The organism is Streptococcus cristatus, from assembly GCF_008369405.1.
In the GTDB taxonomy this organism is placed as follows: Bacteria; Bacillota; Bacilli; order Lactobacillales; family Streptococcaceae; genus Streptococcus; species Streptococcus cristatus_G.
In genome coordinates this window covers 92,110-110,812 of sequence record NZ_VSJJ01000002.1, presented here as the reverse complement: position 1 = coordinate 110,812, position 18,703 = coordinate 92,110, and the positions used below count along the sequence as shown (strand labels likewise).

The following is an 18,703-nucleotide window of genomic DNA, read 5'->3' as shown; positions in this document are numbered from 1 at the left end:
TTATTCCCCTTGATTAAAGTATAAGAGAGAAAAATTTAAATGCAAATTTAAAATAACTTTTTAAGCTTTTAACACTTAAAAACATCTTAACATCTTGGAACACCAGATATCAATTTTTATAAAACTCATTATAATTTTAGGAATTCAAATTATGAAAACTATAATTTATAGCGCACAAAAGGAAGTTAAAATAATTCATGAGTTACAAGATTAAACGACTACATGATATTGAAGATATATCATCCCAATTGCATAAATTTTTTAATTGACTTTATAAACCTTGTCAGTTTGATTGTTTTGATTAATCAGCTAAACCAATGTTATCCAGATAACCTGATCTGCCGGGCGTTTTTACTTTTAAGTCATCATCAATAGCAGTTTTAATCTTTTCTACAACAGGATTTATTTCTTTATCATAAAAATCATTAAATTTACTGTTTGTATAAACACTCATACCAATTCCAGCTATAAAGCCTATCGCTCCACCGATAGCAGTGCCAGGACCTGGAACAATTGAACCGATTCCAGCTCCAATTACTGCTCCAGCTTTCCCTGCAGCTAATCCTATCAAAAAATGACCACCTGTCTTTAAAGCTGCATCTTCAATATCTTCGCCCTTATCCATTTGCTCCTTAAAATCTAAGATAGCTAATCCAGCTGACAAAGGACCAGATAATTGTCCTATTGGTGTTTCAGTTTGAAGTTGAAGAGATGGAACTCCATTAGATACGACAACTTGAGTGGACGAAACAATACCGGCACCAGACCCAACAGGAATATTGTCTATTCCCATTGCATACGCCTTTAATTGTTTAATCAATTCCCATGTAATTCCTGCTTTTTCTAATTGTTTCAACAACTGGGGATTTGAAGCTATCGTTTTATCCGTTTGAGTAATTAATTGCTCTAACATACCTTCATTAAACTCTTCCAAATAACCAGATTCAATTAAAACATTATTCAAATAATCTAAAACCGTCTGCTTTTTGTCTGTATTAGTTCCAGATTTCTTTTCTAATTTATTTACCACTGTTTTAGCATCTCTGTAGTCTTTAAGCATTTTATTTATTTTTTCTTTATGAACATCTGATACTTTATCTGGTTTTTGCTCTGCACAGGCTACTAGATTGACAAATTCCTCATCTGTCAACTCTTTCCCTGCATCCACCTTGTCAATGATAGATCGATATTTCATCTCCTCTTCCTTGACTTGACGTGCTTGCTGTACATACTGTATAACGGAATCATCCACACGATCCGGATAGGCTGCCGCATATCGCTCTATCGCTGTCAGCTCCGCTTCAGTCAGAGATTCCCCATTGTTCACCTTCTCCAGCGCTGACAGGTAATTATTCTCCATTGCTATCTCTCGGTCAGCCCAGCCTTGTTCAACATCACCTACCCACGATAAGTCCTGTGGCAAAGCAAAGCTACCTCCTCCAAAGGAGGTTGAAATACCTGACATAGCCTGATAAATCAAGAGCTGATATGTATCTGCTGAGGTGCAGGCAAGGAGAGACTCTGCGCTGAAAGCTAACAGCTTGTCCAGTTTCTCCTGGGCTACAGTTAATTGACTCTGAGCAGCATCGTATTGATTTCTAAGATTATTAAGTCTAGTTTTGATAGCTTCTGTTTGCTTAACGGACTCTAGCCTAACAATCGAATTACCTAAACTAATGCAAGCCGATGTTGCATGGTGAATCTCTGCTTGTAACTGTTCTTCATCTAAATTTTCAGCCCCGCACTTGGCTACATAGTTATCCGCCAGTGTGTTGGCCGCATCTGCAACGGCTTCAGAGTAGAGAATGAAACCTTTATAATAGGGACTCATGACACTTGTCGCATATACACGGGCTGCATCATAACCTGTTCCTATCAGCTCATTGCCACTGTCGCCAAAGCTATTAAAGGCACTAAGCAACTGATTGAAGCCCGCTACACGTGACTGTGAGACAGACGACATCGTGGAAGACTGCGTCTGTAGGCTGGCATAATTTACCTTTACCATATACTTCCTTTCTAGTTGAACAATAATTAATTAGTTCCCTCACTAAATAGCTGTTTATTTTTCTTCTTTCCAGAATTACTACCAGCAGTTCCTGATTCGACTGGGCCTGTATTTCTGTTAATATAATTGGCAATCTTTGCATCCGTTGTTTGAAACTCTGCATGAATACCATGTAAGACCTGTATAAAATCAACAGCTTGCTCTGCTGCCTGCTCGCTTGCTTTAACTTCATTATCAATATGACTACTAATAGTTGCAGAAGCAGCATACTGACTAATTGAATCCTTTGTAGCAGTTTCTTTTCCTACTGAATGATAAGCTGTAGCGATTCCATTTGCATAGGTTTGAACAGCCCCTGGATCAGACTGAATGCCTACCCCCTGTGTTGTTCCTACTGACATAAGATCCTCCTTTTATATTGTTATTTTTATTTTAACGCTTGATTGATGTCCATATAAGTACAACTCATCCTTATTTAAATAAGGTTCCTTGCTGTTATAAGGCTTTTCTAATATTGTTTGATCTGTTAAGCGCATTCCCAAAAGATAGTATTGATTATATGCCTTAACCTGACGAGCAGGGCTGCCAATAGCATTGTTGCTAATATAAGAATAAAAACTACCAACAACAAAATGCATATTGTATTTCCATCCCTCTTGGTAGAGTGTTGATACTTGTTCGCCTGTCAGCCCGCTTGCCTGAACAAATTTCTCTAAATTAGGGATAAAGATGATAAAGTCGTGTCCAGTTTCACCTTTTTTACGATCCTCTAATTCAAGCATAAGTTGATTCGCCATATCCGCAAGAGCTTCTGGTTCAGAAATACGAGCAAATAAATCAAACTGACCATCATATTCATCATCTACATCCATAAACATGACTTTCTTACTTGGAATGAGGGTGGTGAACATTTCTAAAAGGTGGCGTGTAATATTCTCCAAATGTTCACCTTCGTTAGCTATATATAGTAGGTGTTTGAAACCTTTCATCGGTATATCAACACTCTCAACATTAACAAAGTCTAGACCTAACGGTAAGTTATTTTCTTTCAAAGCTGTTTGAACACTTGCAGTTTTAGCAAACGTATCAAAGCTTAATTCCTCTGGAACAATCGGAATAGGCTTAGGCCTATCTCCGCCCCACTCTTCTGACATCATTCCTGCCTCAGAGCTAATCTGCTCAATTAATTCAGATGTATCATTTCCGTTCGTTGGTAGAGCCACTTGGAAAATCTCTGGTTCATCTAGCTTAATCATAGCACGACCAGGTTTATCTTCAATTATCAATTGGGTGCGTCCAATTAATGTTCGAGTGTCTGCATCATCTGTTAACTTTAGAGAGATACGAGTTTTAATACTAGATAATAGAGCACTTTTCACAACTCCTAATCGTCCAGCTGTAATTACAAGATATATCCCTAGACTCAGGCCTTCCCGAGCTATAACTTAAAAAGTATTTTCTATATCCAAAACTAGTGGAGATTCTTTGATAGCATCGTAACCGTCTAACATAAAGAAAAGTCTAGGAATTTGATGACCACTGATTTCTTGATAAAGATTTACATCAGCAACCATATGTTTGCGTAAAAGAGCTTTTCTATAGCGAATCTCTCCTTTTATACGGCTAATCACTTTTGTTATTTTTTCCTGATCGTCAATCATAATGGTATCAGCTACATGGGGCAGTTGTCGAAGTGGCAAAAGTCCATTTGTTCCGAAATCCAACAAGTAAAAGTTAACTTGAGTAGGGGTAAACTGACGAGCTAAATCCATCGTCAAAGTTTGAATAAAAGTAGACTTACCTGTTAAAGGACCTCCAAAAAGAGCAATATTCCCATCTTCATTAAAATCATGTTCTAATGCGTATTGAGCTTGTTGGCTTGGCACATCCACATAACCAATCACTGCTTTTAAAGGTCGGTCGGTATGTCCCCAAAATTCTTTGAACTTTCCTTTACGTAGATCTGTCAAGTAGATCCGCTCTTTGAGTGGTGGCAGCCAAGGTTGTGGTACTGGAGGAATATTCTGCTCTTCACACAGAAGTTTGATGTTCTGTACAATCGCGTCCAGCTCTGTCGGTACTTCTTTGATCTCGTCAGCCTCTTCTAAGCCTGATAGGTCTTCATTCAGGATCTCATATTGACCTAGGTCATTGATTAGGTAAATCGTATGGTCCTCAATGCCCATATCATCCTTATCCGGCTGGTAGTCTGCGCCCGACCAAGCTGACTGGAAGAGTTCATAGACTTCATTGTTGCCGACCTGTAGATAAGCTCGTCCTGTCTGGGTGATCTCTGCCGCATCTGGCGTATGAAGCATCTCCATAGAGTCTCCACGATCCGCTACCTTAAGCGCCAACTTAAAGCGGGAGTTGGACCAGATTTGATCATCCACCACCCCAGACGGCTTCTGAGTCGCTAGGATCAAGTGGACCCCAAGGGAACGCCCGACACGAGCGATAGATACCAGCTCCTTGATAAAGTCAGGCTGGTTGACCTTGAGCTCCGCAAACTCATCCGAGATGAGAAAGAGGTGAGGGAGCGGTTCTGTCGCTTCTCCGTTTTTAAATTTCTTCTGGTATTGATTGATATGGTTGACTTCGAACTCTCCAAAGAGTCGTTCACGACGATGGATCTCCGCATTGATCGAAGCCAAGGCCCGCATGGATTGGGCGCCATCCAAGTTGGTAATAGTTCCCAAGAGATGGGGTAGGTTTTTAAAGAGATTGGCCATCCCACCACCCTTGTAGTCAATCAGCAAGAATGCCACATCATGAGGGTGGAAGTTGACAGCGAGGGACAGGATATATTTTTTTGTAAATAGCTGAAGGGATAAACAAGCGAAAAATATAGAATTTCCAAAATACTAGAAGAAAAATGTCTTTGTCCCATTATACCATATGAATGATACTACAAGAAGAGTAATAATAAAAAAGCAAAAGAAAACCACCTGAAATAAATTCAGGTGATTCATATATTTATGGAAAATCGCTATATTGACTTTCTGCAATTTCAACCATTTTTCTACGATTGTGGCATTCTTGGGAATTTTTTCCACCTTGGATATGTCGTTCTCTACGCTCCGCTCGTGACTCAGATGCTTTAATATAGATACCTCCATCAATTGCCGCAACTAAACTAGCTTCTGTTGCCGCAAAAGCATCCGCTACACTATCTAAATACTGATCGAGCGAATCAACCGTTGTTACCAAGCTCTCCATTGTTGCTTTGGTTCGCTTAACACAGTCTTCAAAATTACCTGTCACTGGCGCATCAATCAGCGAGCGAATGTCATCTGGTATTTCATTAGTAGATGCGTTGATACTCGCTTTTATACTCTTTATTCTCTCAGGATCAATTCGTTTCATTTATTTTCCCTTCTGATCGTTGTTTTTGAACCCAGGCTTCATATTCTGCATAGGTTGTGAGTGGGGTATCAGAAACTTGACCCTTAGTATCTATACCATAAATCGTCAGTTTCTCTTCTCCCTTAGGCGCCATCCAGTACAAAACTTTGTCAAACCATTCCTCTGAGGTCACGTATTCTTCTTGAGGATTAAGAATCCAACCTTCTTCAGTTATTTTTTTCTCAATTTCAGGATATTCCTCAAAGAGGTTGATGTTGGTATCAATAACTTTTCCCTCTGCCTTCCAATCACCATAAGTACCGATGACGTGATTTACCAAGTATCCCTTATTCTCTGTATGTTGATCCAGTGTCGTATAATAAAAGTAAGGACCCTCTTCATAGATATCTACACGCTTTTGATACTCTCCTTCTACTTTTCCGCTATCAATGTTTAAAACAAAGGTTTTCATAGTACCTTGATTATCTTTAACTTCTATATTGATGACGTTCTTGGGATTATTACGATATTCTGCAAATTTAAAATACATCGGAAAAAAACCAGCCTCATAGTCTTCGACCACTTTGTTTAGATCCACTTCTTTAACGGCTAATTCTTCTGTTCTATAGTCATAAAGACGGATCTTCCAATAATCTGATTTGGGCATGTTTTCTCTAAATGTTAAATCAACTCCGCCTTTATTTGTCATCACTTTCCGCTCGGTTGTATAAAGATAGATACTACTCCCAGGTCTCACATTGGAATCTGTGTTCATTAAGACGAATTTCCGTTGATTCCCGAAAAAATATACGTTTTCATTTGCAGAATGGTATTCTTCAATAGAATATTCGACTTTTTCAGGTTCTTTAAATAATTGTTGGAACCCAACAGTACCTACTATAATAAAAGGGATAAGAATTAGGCTAGCTAACACAAATTGAAAAGCACGCTTATTTTTTAATATCTTCCTCATCGTATCAGTTTCCTCCTGCACCAACTCCAGTTACGTAACTTAAATAAGACCATTTTCGTCAGTACGTTTCTGCTCATCTGATAACTGGTCCTTCTTAGCCATCATCTCCTTAACAGCTTTTATACGATCATCATAGACATCCTTAGCCGCTTGAATGGGACTAGCCTTCCCATCTAGGATTTCTGCTAGACTATAGGACTGCTGTTCTGTGGTGTCTTTATTCCATTATACCACAAAAAGAGAGCGTTTCCGCTCTCTTTATCACTCTGGTAATTCTACCTTTAGGCTCATATCTGTAGGCTGTAATACCTTCTGAACCGCAGCGAGAAAGGCTAGTCCATTATCAGATGGAGAATACTGGAATGTAATATGGATGACTTTTTTATCAAACTTATCACCATATCGCTCCACATACTGCTTGCTTTCGAGGAAGTAGATGTAGTTGTTGAGTTTTTCTTGAAGTTTCAAGAGATGCTCTTCTTCGGTATCTGGAAGCCAAAGATTGCCATCTATTAATAAAAGTTCCAAGTCTGTATCACTCGTTCCGATTGCATCAATCTCTGAAACATCTAACTGAATGAGAGGTTCTTTTATCCAAAATTTTGTTTTTATCAAACGATAAAGTCGATTTATTGCATCACTTTCATTTTTATATTCGTCTCTTATCCAGATATCTTGGCGCTCATTTACCTCATATACTTTATATTGGCTAGATTTCTCATCGTAATAGTATCCCAAGGTAAATTGGCCTTCAAATCGTTCATCAAGCGCAATATGAAATATCCCTATCTTATCTCTATGTTTATTAATGAAATTTACTAGTTCTTGTTTCGTCATTTAAATTCCTCCATCATACCCACATTCATCATATCAATCCCTCCAAAAGGTGTTACAATCTGTTCAGCACCACCTGACATATCACCCCATTCTGCTGCTTTCCCATGAACTCCATATTTAACATCGTCAATAGGCATATCTAAAGAAGTAGATGTATTTGATATATACTTTCGATACTTATCCGACAGTTCTAAAAATTGATCTTGTGATACCGCTTCAATTCCTTCTTCTCTCAAAATCCTATTAAAAGTCTTGATATCACCTTCACTGATAGCATCAATTTTGTCAAAATAACTATCGGTTTTAAATTCACCGTTATGGTAAGCTTTAAGATTTTCAACATATGGAATTGAACGTTGACTGTACGTATATGGCCCTTCGCTAGGAATATCCGAGAAGTTACCTCCTCCCATATGCCCAAATCTGTCCCATCGCTTTGGTAAACCAGAAGTTCTCGTTATAGGACGTACAGTTCCTTTTTTAAATCCTAATCTTTCTGGCCAATCATATGAAATCCAACCATCTTCAATTGACTTAACATATTGAGCATCAGAAGGGACATTGATATCTACTTTATCATCAAGCTCAGAAAAATACTTTTGAAGTTTTTGAACCTTTTCTTCTAAACTTAAGTCAGCTTTGTATAATTCACTGGTATACTGCGTCACCTTGTCAAAGCTTGATACTTTATCAATTGTAAAACTGTCTGTTTGTTTGGAAATCACATCAATCCGAGTTCCTGGTTCAATTTTAGTACCACCCGTAAAACGACCTTTCCCTTTACCTACGACAGTACCGCCATATTTCGATAAATTCTCAAGGATTCCTTGGCGTTTAATAGATAAACCGTCTTTCGCAGTCGTGTAATCTTGAATATGAATTTTTCCAGTTTCATCTACACCGACAGCTTTTAATTGGATACGTTGAATTTCACCTGCTGCATTACGAGTCTCAACGGTTATTTTCGTTTCAACATCTTTGAAATTTGTCTTGAAGTCATCAATCTTTGTAGTTGAAAACTCTTTATAGTTAGTAAAATTTTGTTCAGATACGTTATTTTTCAGTTTCCAATCTGACATAGAGAGCGGTTTTTCTCCCACGCTCGTCTTTTGAGCGACATAATCATTATAATCAGCCCTAATTTGCTTCATCTTCGGCAAATCCGCACTAACTGTTGGATGGGTTTTCAGTTTAGCTAGGTTCGTATCAGCTGGGCTGGCTTTTAGATGCAGGTCTGCCCTACTACTCAAACGTACATTAGCTAGATCCAGCTTGGGTATTTGCTTGCCTTGAAGCGGGACATCCAGATGAGATGTTTTGGTGCTTGGCACATCTACGGCTGGTACACCAAACTTTTTACCAATATAATTCCCTGCCGAGTTCATCCCAATACCCATCACTTGGCCCAGCACCAAATTCTGAAGCGCCGCGTTCGGATCTTGATCTGTCGCAAAGGAGTAGACTACCTTGGAAACATCGTTTACATCATCCGCATGTTTCCCCGCCGTTGCTAGACCTTTCAATATCGTAGAGCCGTTCTTTTCACTCTGAGCTAGTTTGGTCAGATAACCTGCCGAACCCATACTCACAAGAGTAACCACCGCATCAATACCAGCCCATACTCGCTCCTCGGTCGATAACTGATTTCCGGTAATCATGGTGTGACCATTAAAGGCCGAATAAGCATTATCAGCTGCTAGATAAGCGCCACCAGAGTAGGTGGCATACAGCGAGGCGCCACTTGTCGCGGGTGCTAAGACAGTTCCCCCTATCATACTTAAAACCGCTAGAGCCTTGAGGCCGATATCCACATACTGAAGACTTTCCTTATTTTCTTCGTAATAGCGACTGGATTTGAGTCTCTGATAGTCTGGCAGTTGTCCAGGATAGCGAACAGCCACGATTTCCTCTGCGCTCTTGCCCTCTAAGGCCTTTATTTGCTCATCTGATAGCTGGTCCTTCTTAGCCATCATCTCCTTAACAGCTTTTATACGATCATCATAGACATCCTTAGCCGCTTGAATGGGACTAGCCTTCCCATCTAGGATTTCTGCTAGACTATAGGACTGCTGTTCTGTGCTATCAATATAGACCGCAGTATTATCACTCCTATAGCCGGCCAAGACTTTCGTCGGAATTGTTTTTTTCGTATACTTGCTCTTATAGGGTTTATTGGCTCCATTAACATCATTTAATGTCACGAAGGCCGCATCCATCCCCTTGGTGAACTTGCTATCTATATTCTGCATGATGTCTGAATGAATCTTCTTCCCACTCATTATCATGTTGTAAATCCGCTTCAGGGATTTGTCAAAGGTCGAACTATCCTTTGTCGTCCCTAATGAGGCCTCTCCTTTTTGAACATAGAGATCTTCAACTCCCTCGTCTGTTACAACCTTACCCGCTGCTTCGATATCATCCATGATAGAACTCATTGACTTGAAATAACTGCTGGACGAAAGCAGAGGATAGGCTGGATCACCAGTAAAATCGGGTTTATTACTATAATAATTCGTCATTGGGCCCCACTTTCTTTCGCATCTGCTTGGCGTTTTCGCATGATTTGTTCAACTGAGCCTTTAGGATCCTTTTTGATAGCCTCCTTATATTCGGCACTTGTGGTTGGTTCTTCTAACAAAAGGTTGGCAATCGATGTAGCTAAAACCTTATCTGTATTTACCATTTGATTATAAGTATTTTGCGCATGTCTATAGAGCACTTCACTGAGTGTCTCAAACTCCTGCGCTTTTAGATAAAATAGCTTCAAGCCCATATTGCTACTACTGTTACTAATCAAATCATGATAGGCACCCTCAGATGATAGGTCGGGAAGTGTTGAAATGACATGTTGAATCTTGGTCGAAACCTGATTCGTAAGTGTGACTATGTTAAGACAGTGGTAAATGAGTTGTTCTTGATCATTTAAAACGAGTTTGAAATCTACCCCCATATCACATCCTCACTTTCAATTTTTTTATCAGTTGTGTTTTTAGCTGTTCACTATCAATCGAACGGCGCATTTGCTTCGATACATCATATTCATATAAATGATGATCACTTGTGAGATAGATAATGTCTTGTGTGTCTTTGGAAAACTCATTGATTCGGATACGAAGGGCCTCTTCATTCCCATGACGGACTATCAAGCGCATCAATGCTTCCTCTTCCCATTGCGAATGAATATAATCTTTGATAGTATCATCAATTTCTTGTAAGACAGGGTGCATCTCCATCAAAAAGGCTAGGAAAACAGCACTACCTGCTCGGTCTAGTTGAAATTGATTGTCACCGACTTCCATGATAATAACAGCCATTCGTTTGAACTCATCCACTCCAGGCGCATAGGATAGGAGATGATCAATCTGACAATGATAGTTAGCTTCGTGATACTCCTTCAAATACGCTCCATATTGAACACATTCCTCTGTAGGTCGATTATCAACGATAAGCCCCATCTCCTTTAAATCTTCAAAACCTTTCTCAATTACCCACAAAAGGTTGTCTTTTCTATTTTCATTCCCTTCAATAGCAGTTGGAAGTGGGAGGAATGCCAAATCATCTGAGTAATTATTAAATATATGTAGTGTGTATAAGGCTTCTAATGTAAATATCATGCGTTATCAATCTCCTTTATGACATTTGAAGTGGAGATAGAACCGAGTAATGTTTTTAAACCTGATACCACTTTCCTAAGTTCTTCTATACTCTTTCCATAGTCCGAATGATAAGATTTTAGAAATAGCTTTAGGTCTAAGTATTGATTCTTGCTTTCTCCCTTCCATTCCGTATCATTTGAGTCCAAACCAGATATCTCAGTATCTATACTAGAAAGAAGATTCACGATTTCATTCAATTCATTGATAACTGTGTCAATCTGACTATCATCATATGTTACTACATCACTTGTATAACTACTATCAATAGTATTAATATTTGTATCCATAGACACCTCCTTTTACCACCAAAGTTGTTCCCACCATGGTTTCCCTTTATTATATGCTGCTCTATTACTAGCTATGGCATTATCTAAATCTGATATTTTTTCCCCAAGAGTTACATATAAATCTTTAAATGACGAGTTAGCATCCTTAACAAAATCAATGTATTCTTTGAGCGTCTTTTTATCAGATTCCAGTTTTGACTTTAAGTTTGAAAGATAATGATACCCCTCATTACTATCGATTTTCGTAATAGTTTTATCGCAAAGTTCAACATAGCCTTCAAAACGACTAAGGTCAACATCTGAATCCAAACCATGTGATTGGATAGAATTTCGTACTCTCTTGTACTTTTCTTTTTGGGCTTTATCACTATCAATTTGCGCTCTTAAACTCGCATCACTCATTTTTATCCTCCGTATCTTCCGTAGACTGTTCCTTAGCATGATTCTCACTAAAATCTTTTTTGGATTTATCAATGATTCTACGCAATTCCTCATCATCAACTCCGGGAATATGGAAATCATAGTTATGTGTCTCTTCTTTTGAAGATTCCGTTCCTGAACTTTCTGCCTTGGTGCTCTCTTTAGTAGAAGACGATGCTCCGGAATCTGAGGAGTTAGCTCTTTCAGAACTAGAAGCGCTTGGTGTTTTAGGTGTTTTGCGGTCCAATTTTGGTATCTTATTGATTTCTTCAACACTAGGTATTGGCTTATTCACTTTAACTGGTCTGTAGAGCATCGCAAAAGAGAAGAATAAGGCCAGAACTGTTCCAATAGCTGCTAAAGTTCTTTTACTGGATTCTGATGAGGAAATTTTAACACCACTGGTGCTAAGCTCTCTCCATTCAGGATGCTCTTTTTCTATCTCTTTTTTTTGTTCCCATAGCGGAACTAGCAGAAAGTGATTAAAAGGCACAACTGTTCCCATAGCTGTTGCTGCAAGTGGGATAAATCTAGAAAGGTTAAAAATGAGTACTATGCTTAGTATTGCAAATATAGTAAAGAGAAATATCACTAATCCTAAGCGAATTTTATATTCTTTTTTTATCCGCAGGTATTCTTCTTGGGTCATCTACTTATTACCTCTTTTTCCTATTGTTTTGTAATTTTCAATTTTGTTTGTACATTTTGATAGTGGAGGTAAACTTGATCATCCAGCAATGCTTCTTCACGTCCAGTAGCAGAACGATTAAAGATTGACTGTTCCCCCATCTTCATGGCTATAATAGCCGTATCTAATTGAGTTTTCATGTATTTAGGTATGTCTGTATAACCCGATAGATACGATTTGTGAGTAGCGAAGATTAAATGAAGACCTACTCTCTGTCCTTCTTCCATCAACAGTGCAAGTTCATTTGGTTCAATATTACTTTCCGCCACAAATTGCCCAACATCTGTTATTACAACAAAATGTTCTAACATTCTACGCTGTTTTCTAGCAATAAGAACCTGTTCTTTCAAAGAATCAAGTGTAGAACGGTAAGACATACCACTTCCTATGTAATGCTCAACCCTATCTGAAACTGAATGATATTCATCAATAGGATCAAAGATTGTAATATTTTCTCTATCAAATAGATGAGTAAGTAATTTGATTATATGATTTGTCACAGCGCTCATAGCTGTATCCTTATCCGATAATACAAGTAAGTGCTTAAACCTATCAAATGGCAAGCTCATAGTTTGAACTTCCTCAAACTCCAAACCAATCGGCAACTCACGATTCTGAATCGCTTCTTGAGTTGTAGGCAGATTGAGAAATTCTTCCATCGTCAACTCCTCTGGCACCATCGGGATGGCACTTGGGCGTTGTCCTGTCCAAGCTTCTTGGAGGGAAGCCACTTCCTGACGCAGGTTGTTGAGGACTTGCGCGTCATTGGCACCTGCTACTGGCAGAGCCAGCTGGATGACATCCACCTCGTCACGCTTCATGAGCGCACGGCCCTTGATGTCTTCCATGGTCATAGCTAATGGCGTAGATCCCACAATAGAGCGAACTTCGCTCACATCATTCTGTGGCAGACTCAGCTGGTGCTTGAAGTTAGAGTAGAGTTGAGCACGAAGGTTAGACTGACGACCCGCTGTCATCAAGAGATGCACTCCGATGCTGAGACCTTCACGAGAGGTGCGCACCAAGAGTTTGAAGAGCTCCGCCTCATAAGCCTCTTCCTTGATAGACTCATAGCTGTCTAAGAGGATGACGATAGCCGGCTCTTCTTGACCGCTAGCCTGACGGTAGAGCTCCAAGGTTCCTACACCATAGTCTGATAGAAGTTTCTTACGACGATTAAGTTCACGCTCCATGATACGAACAAACTTAGCAATCTTCTCTGTTTGATCTAAAAGCATGGTGTCAGCCACCTGTGGTAGCTTAGACAAGGGCGCTAGACCATTGGTCCCAAAGTCCATCAAGTACATGGTAAGGTCCTTGGGACTGAACTTTCTCGCCAAGTCCATGGCTGCGGTTTGAAGGAAGGTCGTCTTTCCTGTACCCGGACTTCCGTAAAGGAGGATGTGACCATCCTTGGATAGATCGATAGACACAGCTTCTTGCTTCTGGGCCTGTGGGATGTCCGCCATCCCCAGTAGTACAGAGACAGGTTTCTTCTGCTTCCAAGCCTCTGCTGGCTGCACGACTTCCAAGTCCTCTAGCGTGATTCTATCTTTCAACGGTGGCAGCCAAGGCTGTGGTACTGGAGGAATATTCTGCTCTTCACACAGAAGTTTGATGTTCTGCACAATCGCGTCCAGTTCTGTCGGAACTTCCTTGATCTCATCTACCTCTTCTAAGCCTGATAGGTCTTCATTCAAGATTTCATATTGGCCCAAGTCATTGATCAGGTAGATGGTATGGTCCTCAATGCCCATATCATCCTTGTCCGGCTGGTAGTCTGCCCCCGACCAGGCTGACTGGAAGAGTTCATAGACTTCATTATTACCGACTTGCAGATAAGCTCGTCCTGTCTGGGTGATCTCTGCCGCATCTGGAGTATGAAGCATCTCCATAGAATCGCCTCGATCGGCTACCTTAAGCGCCAACTTAAAGCGGGAGTTGGACCAGATCTGATCATCCACCACCCCAGACGGCTTCTGAGTAGCTAGGATCAAGTGGACCCCAAGGGAACGCCCGACACGAGCGATAGATACCAGCTCCTTGATAAAGTCAGGCTGGTTGACCTTGAGCTCCGCAAACTCATCCGAGATGAGAAAGAGGTGAGGTAAGGGCTCGGTCGCTTCCCCATTCCTAAATTTCTTCTGGTATTGATTGATGTGATTAACTTCAAACTCTCCAAAGAGCCGTTCCCGGCGATGGATCTCCGCATTGATCGAAGCCAGGGCCCGCATGGATTGGGCTCCATCCAAGTTGGTAATAGTTCCCAAGAGGTGGGGTAGGTTTTTAAAGAGATTGGCCATTCCCCCACCCTTGTAGTCGATAAGCAAGAAAGCTACATCATGAGGGTGAAAGTTGACGGCAAGGGACAGGATATAGGATTGGATCGTTTCGGACTTCCCTGAACCCGTCGTACCTGCGATCAAACCATGTGGCCCATGGGCCTTTTCATGGAGGTTGAGTTGAACCAGGTCATCCTTGCCACGTAGACCGATTGGAACAGCCAAGCTCTTATAAGGGGCATTCTTTTTCCAACGACTCGATACCTGCAAGTCCTCAAAAGTCTCTGCCCCATACATTTCCATAAATGTCACAGAATCTGGGATTGAGCTCTTGAGGTTTTGGAGGTGATTGAGCGGTGCCAAGGTACGAGCAATCTGCTCCTTGTCATAATCTGCTGGAAAATGATCCAAGTGGAAGTCGGTTTCTTTCAAAACCCCTTCTTCCATAACCAGTTGTCCCGTATTGCGGTCCTTGATATTGATCACTGTCTGGATATTCTCAGACAAGGAACTCATCACATCCTCTACAAATACGAGAGAACAGCCTAATTCCGTCGGATCTTCGGTAAAGAACTCCATAATCACATGATCCAAGATCAGCTTTTCATCTGTCACTAAAACCACGTAATGGGGATGGAAAACCGTGCTCTCCTTATGAGAGGCTTCCTCTTTTTGGCTACGGCGCAGTTTTAAGATTTGATTCAAACTGTTTAAAACTTGGTCCCGTGTCCGTTGGTTGTAGACAAAACCACGGACATTTAGCTCTTGAAGCTTAGCATGAGGAAGCCAGCGCATCCAAGACCACTGGTCCCTTTCCTCTTCAGGCAAGATGGTAATAAACTGCACATCGTGATAAGAGTGGAAAGTCGCTAACTGCATGACCAAAAGCTGGAGCTGTTCTAAAACAAGATTTCTCGGGCCAACATAGCCCACCGGCCCATGGCTAAGATTAGCAGGAATAGGCATATCTGGAATCTTTTTATGACGACTGTAGAGAGCGTATCCCTCTTCCTCTAGCGCATCTTTCTTCCCACTGCGCTCCTCTTGCCCATAGGTTAGCTGGTAGCTAGTTGGGAGTTTGCCTAGCCCTAAACGGTAGTAAAGAAAGTCAAAATGGAGTGATGTCTTTTCATAAATCCGGTGATTGTAGCTCTCAACTAGATCGGTCAACTCCAGAACAGTCGGAAAGTGATAATGCATTCCTTCTTTTTGTTCCCGCTCCAAACGAGCCAATTCCATAGCCTTATCTTTCAGATAGAGATGATAAAGATCGATCCGTTCCTTCTTTTCAGCCTTATATTTCTTACGATTTTTAAAGAAGCCACGAACAGAAAAGATAACACTGGCAATAGACATAACAACCGTAGCCAGAATATAAATCCCCCGTGGCTGGACTAGTGTAATCAGCACCGTCACCCCAACCATGAGAAGGGGAGGCACAATCAGTCTTAAGAGCTCATCACTAGGCTTATTAGGCTCTTTACTTGGCGGAGCAATCTGGATTTTTTCCTCTGAGCTCCGATAGATAATCCGAGGAGAACGATGATAGTCGGGATAATCTTCATAAAAGCCGTAACGAGATGGATCTCTCAAAGCTAACTGACTACCGGCCTGAGCAAAGCCATAAAGCCATACTTCATCTGGATATATCTTGATAGTCACAGACCCAATACTAATTTCATCACCAAAGTTGAGGAGCTGCTGATCCTTTTTTTCTAAGTGGTTGTTTCGATAAAAGTCTCCCTTGAGTCGTGTCAGAGTCCAGCTACCTTGAGACTTTTTCAAAAGAAGCTCAATATCTTCGTCCAGTTTGATAAGAGCGCCTTTTTGAGATCCGACATGGAGCTCCTGCTGATCTAAAAGATCATAGACTCGTGGCTCGGCATCCCGCAGATAAAAGACTATATCCCCTAGTGCCAAGCCGTCCTTCAATAGTCCAACTTCCTCACCATATTGGTAGAAGACCTCCTCACCATCTGACTTCAGCTGTATAGGTCTGTCTTGTTGCTGGAGATAGACTTGAGCCTTCTCCGTTGCACCGAGCAGGAATGTTTTATCTCCCTCCACTCCTACTTCATAGCGTAGGCCTTTTGTATAGAAAATTACTTGTTTTGTCATGTTTTCTTACTCCTTGGCCTATTTTAGTTGCTCGAGGACGCACTAGATTTCGTCTCAGTTGAAGACTTGCTATCAGAGGCTTCATCTTGCTGACTGGATGCACTAGAGCTAGACTCACTTGCTAAAAGCTCACTTCGACTATCCCAATATTTCTTGTACTCATTTTCCAAGGAATCCAGTTTAGCTTCACGGTCTTTACCTGACAACTTATCATCCTCACGAACTTGCTTGATTTCTTGGGTCAAAGCATAAAGAATCAAGTCGCTATCATTAATACGTTTCGCAGTATCTAGAGCATCCTCAAACTTATTGCGACCAATTTGAATCCAATAAATCAGATAAAGCTCATCTGACTTAAGGGTCACATTATTAAGAATAACCTTCTTTTGATCGGAAGAAAACTCCAACCCTTGGATATAAGAGTAAGCTAATTCATACTTTTGAGTATTTGGCAGGCTAGAGGGTGCTATTCCTTCTAACTCTGTGATTACCCCACTATAGTCAACCTTGATGAAAGCAGTATCTGCCTGCAAAAGTTTTTCTTTAAAAGGATTTTGTAGGAAAATCAGATAGACTAAAGGAATGAAGAGCAGAATGATACCTGCTGTCAACCAGATCGTCGCTAATTTAAAAACTCGGTGGCGCCTGCTTGGCACCAAAACTAAATTTGCCTTTTCCTGAGCCGCTTTCTCCAAATAATATTTTTCTAAGACAGCTATCGCATCTGATATGGTCGTTGTCTGGCGTAGCTCGTTAAGAAAGTCTGGTAGAGTTTCTAATTCTAGCGATCCATTGTAGAGATCCATAAAGTCTGAGTCGCTAAAAAGTGTCACTGTAAAACATTTAGCCTGACGTAAAAAGTCCTCTGCTGATAAAGACTGGGGAGTCATGATCCCTGGTACACCTCTATAAGCGATTTTAGCTTGAGCATTCTTAGTGATAAAGAGATTATCTGGATGGAGCAGAAAAGTCACTGGTAGATCTAAGGCTGACTCTAGAGAAAAAACATTCAGCGCTAAACGAAGCCGCTCTGAAATCGTACGAGTCTTGAGTTCTCCATAGCTAAGTCCGTGAGGCTCTAATTCATATGTAAACGTCACACTATCCTCATCTGCCTCCATGGTCTGCTCCAAAAAGAGGGGATGATGCAAATCCAAAAGCAGGAGCTCCCGCAAATCCTGACTGGCTACATCAGATCTCTTCAGTCTCAGCTGCCAGCTTGTTTCATTTTTTTCATAGATAAATGGCTGTTCGCCAAATACAAATCTTTCTTCAGTCACCTAGTATCTCCTCTATCTCTACTAAATCTCCTGTCGTCATAGGATAATCCGACAAATACTTACCCTCATCAATTAGTAAACCTTTATTGACAATCCGTAGCTGGTACTTTTTTCGCTTTATATCTGGATTGAAAATATTATCAATTTCTCGAATCAGCCTGCGTACTTCAATCCGCTGGGGAATTCTGATATCTACATCCCTATTTCTTAAGCGCAGAGTAATATTGATATGTTGTTCCATTTCTCACGTCTCTCCTGTTTGATATGTCATTCTATGATTATTACTTACTGAGTCGATTCAGCTAATCACACAAAGCCGTCTTCCCAAAATGCAGCTAATCCATCTCCGCCTTCGCTACTCGATAGCTCATAATACCTGTTGCTCCAATAAGCAATATAACGAGCACAGAGTAAAGAATCCCAGGAAGAACGTCACTCAAATCACTAGCGTCTTCATCGCCTATGTTTGTTTGTAATTTAGATAATTTTTGAGAATCAAGTTGAAACAGCTGCTCTTCAGGTGATTTTTTCATTGGCCCCTGTATAGCAGAAAACAGCTGGCCCCTTTCGGTGATCAACTGTTTGTCTTGATAGTGTTGGATTTCCTGCAGTTTCTGTCGAGTCGATTCATTAAAAAGATCCTTGATTTGTTCAGACTGCACACCAAAACTCAATTCCTCTTCTCTCTCAAGTCTGGAATTATCAATTTGTAGGCTATTGTCCTTCAGGTCATCTGCAGCAACCATTGAGACTGCTGCAGTTATCCCCAAGGAAAGAAATAAGAGAACTATTTTTTTCATATCCTTATT

General features: G+C 40.6%; 16 protein-coding genes and 1 pseudogene. All 17 read right to left on the bottom strand.

Annotated elements, in window-relative coordinates; translation table 11 throughout:
* Window positions 1-301 precede the first annotated feature (301 nt).
* The 17 genes and pseudogenes from FXF62_RS10835 to essA all read right to left on the bottom strand — a co-directional run bounded on the left by FXF62_RS10835 (window position 302) and on the right by essA (window position 18,694).
* The gene (locus FXF62_RS10835) at window positions 302-2,008 is read right to left on the bottom strand and encodes a hypothetical protein (protein ID WP_262881577.1); all 1,707 of its coding nucleotides are present in this window, start codon (window positions 2,006-2,008) and stop codon (window positions 302-304) included.
* Window positions 2,009-2,034: 26 nt separating this feature from the next.
* Window positions 2,035-2,409, bottom strand: a complete 375-nt coding sequence (locus FXF62_RS03455) for a TIGR04197 family type VII secretion effector (RefSeq protein WP_149517646.1) — start codon at window positions 2,407-2,409, stop codon at window positions 2,035-2,037.
* 12 nt (window positions 2,410-2,421) lie between these two features.
* Window positions 2,422-3,387 (bottom strand): hypothetical protein, encoded by a 966-nt coding sequence (locus FXF62_RS10830; RefSeq protein ID WP_262881576.1) that lies wholly within the window; start codon window positions 3,385-3,387, stop codon window positions 2,422-2,424.
* A gap of 69 nt (window positions 3,388-3,456) precedes the next feature.
* Window positions 3,457-4,821 (bottom strand): annotated as a pseudogene (gene essC / locus FXF62_RS10825) (type VII secretion protein EssC); the annotation flags it as partial.
* 163 nt (window positions 4,822-4,984) lie between these two features.
* Window positions 4,985-5,374, bottom strand: coding sequence for a hypothetical protein (locus tag FXF62_RS03445; RefSeq protein WP_149517645.1), 390 nt, complete (start codon window positions 5,372-5,374; stop codon window positions 4,985-4,987).
* Window positions 5,361-6,326: a hypothetical protein gene (locus FXF62_RS03440; protein ID WP_262881575.1), complete on the bottom strand. Its 966-nt coding sequence runs from the start codon at window positions 6,324-6,326 to the stop codon at window positions 5,361-5,363. The genes FXF62_RS03445 and FXF62_RS03440 overlap by 14 nt, the downstream gene beginning before the upstream one ends.
* A 261-nt stretch (window positions 6,327-6,587) precedes the next feature.
* Window positions 6,588-7,163 carry a DUF6572 domain-containing protein gene (locus tag FXF62_RS03435; RefSeq protein WP_149517644.1) on the bottom strand — a complete coding sequence of 192 codons (576 nt, stop codon included), beginning with the start codon at window positions 7,161-7,163 and terminating at the stop codon, window positions 6,588-6,590.
* Complete coding sequence (locus FXF62_RS03430) at window positions 7,160-9,682, bottom strand: hypothetical protein (protein ID WP_149517643.1); 2,523 nt, start codon at window positions 9,680-9,682, stop codon at window positions 7,160-7,162. The genes FXF62_RS03435 and FXF62_RS03430 overlap by 4 nt, the downstream gene beginning before the upstream one ends.
* Window positions 9,679-10,113 carry a hypothetical protein gene (locus tag FXF62_RS03425; RefSeq protein ID WP_149517642.1) on the bottom strand — a complete coding sequence of 145 codons (435 nt, stop codon included), beginning with the start codon at window positions 10,111-10,113 and terminating at the stop codon, window positions 9,679-9,681. The genes FXF62_RS03430 and FXF62_RS03425 overlap by 4 nt, the downstream gene beginning before the upstream one ends.
* 1 nt (window position 10,114) lies before the next feature.
* Entirely contained in the window at window positions 10,115-10,777 is a 663-nt protein-coding gene (locus FXF62_RS03420) for a hypothetical protein (RefSeq protein WP_149517641.1), read from the bottom strand.
* Window positions 10,774-11,106: a hypothetical protein gene (locus FXF62_RS03415; protein WP_149517640.1), complete on the bottom strand. Its 333-nt coding sequence runs from the start codon at window positions 11,104-11,106 to the stop codon at window positions 10,774-10,776. Before FXF62_RS03415 ends, FXF62_RS03420 begins: the two co-directional genes overlap by 4 nt.
* A gap of 12 nt (window positions 11,107-11,118) precedes the next feature.
* On the bottom strand, window positions 11,119-11,508 hold the full coding sequence (locus tag FXF62_RS03410) for a hypothetical protein (protein WP_149517639.1): 390 nt from the start codon (window positions 11,506-11,508) through the stop codon (window positions 11,119-11,121).
* On the bottom strand, window positions 11,501-12,175 hold the full coding sequence (locus tag FXF62_RS03405; RefSeq protein ID WP_149517638.1) for a hypothetical protein: 675 nt from the start codon (window positions 12,173-12,175) through the stop codon (window positions 11,501-11,503). The genes FXF62_RS03410 and FXF62_RS03405 overlap by 8 nt, the downstream gene beginning before the upstream one ends.
* A 20-nt stretch (window positions 12,176-12,195) precedes the next feature.
* Window positions 12,196-16,614: a type VII secretion protein EssC gene (gene essC / locus FXF62_RS03400; RefSeq protein WP_149517637.1), complete on the bottom strand. Its 4,419-nt coding sequence runs from the start codon at window positions 16,612-16,614 to the stop codon at window positions 12,196-12,198.
* Between the two features lie 23 nt (window positions 16,615-16,637).
* Window positions 16,638-17,894 (bottom strand): type VII secretion protein EssB, encoded by a 1,257-nt coding sequence (essB, locus tag FXF62_RS03395; RefSeq protein WP_149517636.1) that lies wholly within the window; start codon window positions 17,892-17,894, stop codon window positions 16,638-16,640.
* The gene (locus FXF62_RS03390; RefSeq protein ID WP_045500090.1) at window positions 17,887-18,135 is read right to left on the bottom strand and encodes an EsaB/YukD family protein; all 249 of its coding nucleotides are present in this window, start codon (window positions 18,133-18,135) and stop codon (window positions 17,887-17,889) included. The genes essB and FXF62_RS03390 overlap by 8 nt, the downstream gene beginning before the upstream one ends.
* Before the next feature lie 94 nt (window positions 18,136-18,229).
* On the bottom strand, window positions 18,230-18,694 hold the full coding sequence (gene essA / locus FXF62_RS03385; protein ID WP_149517635.1) for a type VII secretion protein EssA: 465 nt from the start codon (window positions 18,692-18,694) through the stop codon (window positions 18,230-18,232).
* Between the last annotated feature and the right edge of the window lie 9 nt (window positions 18,695-18,703).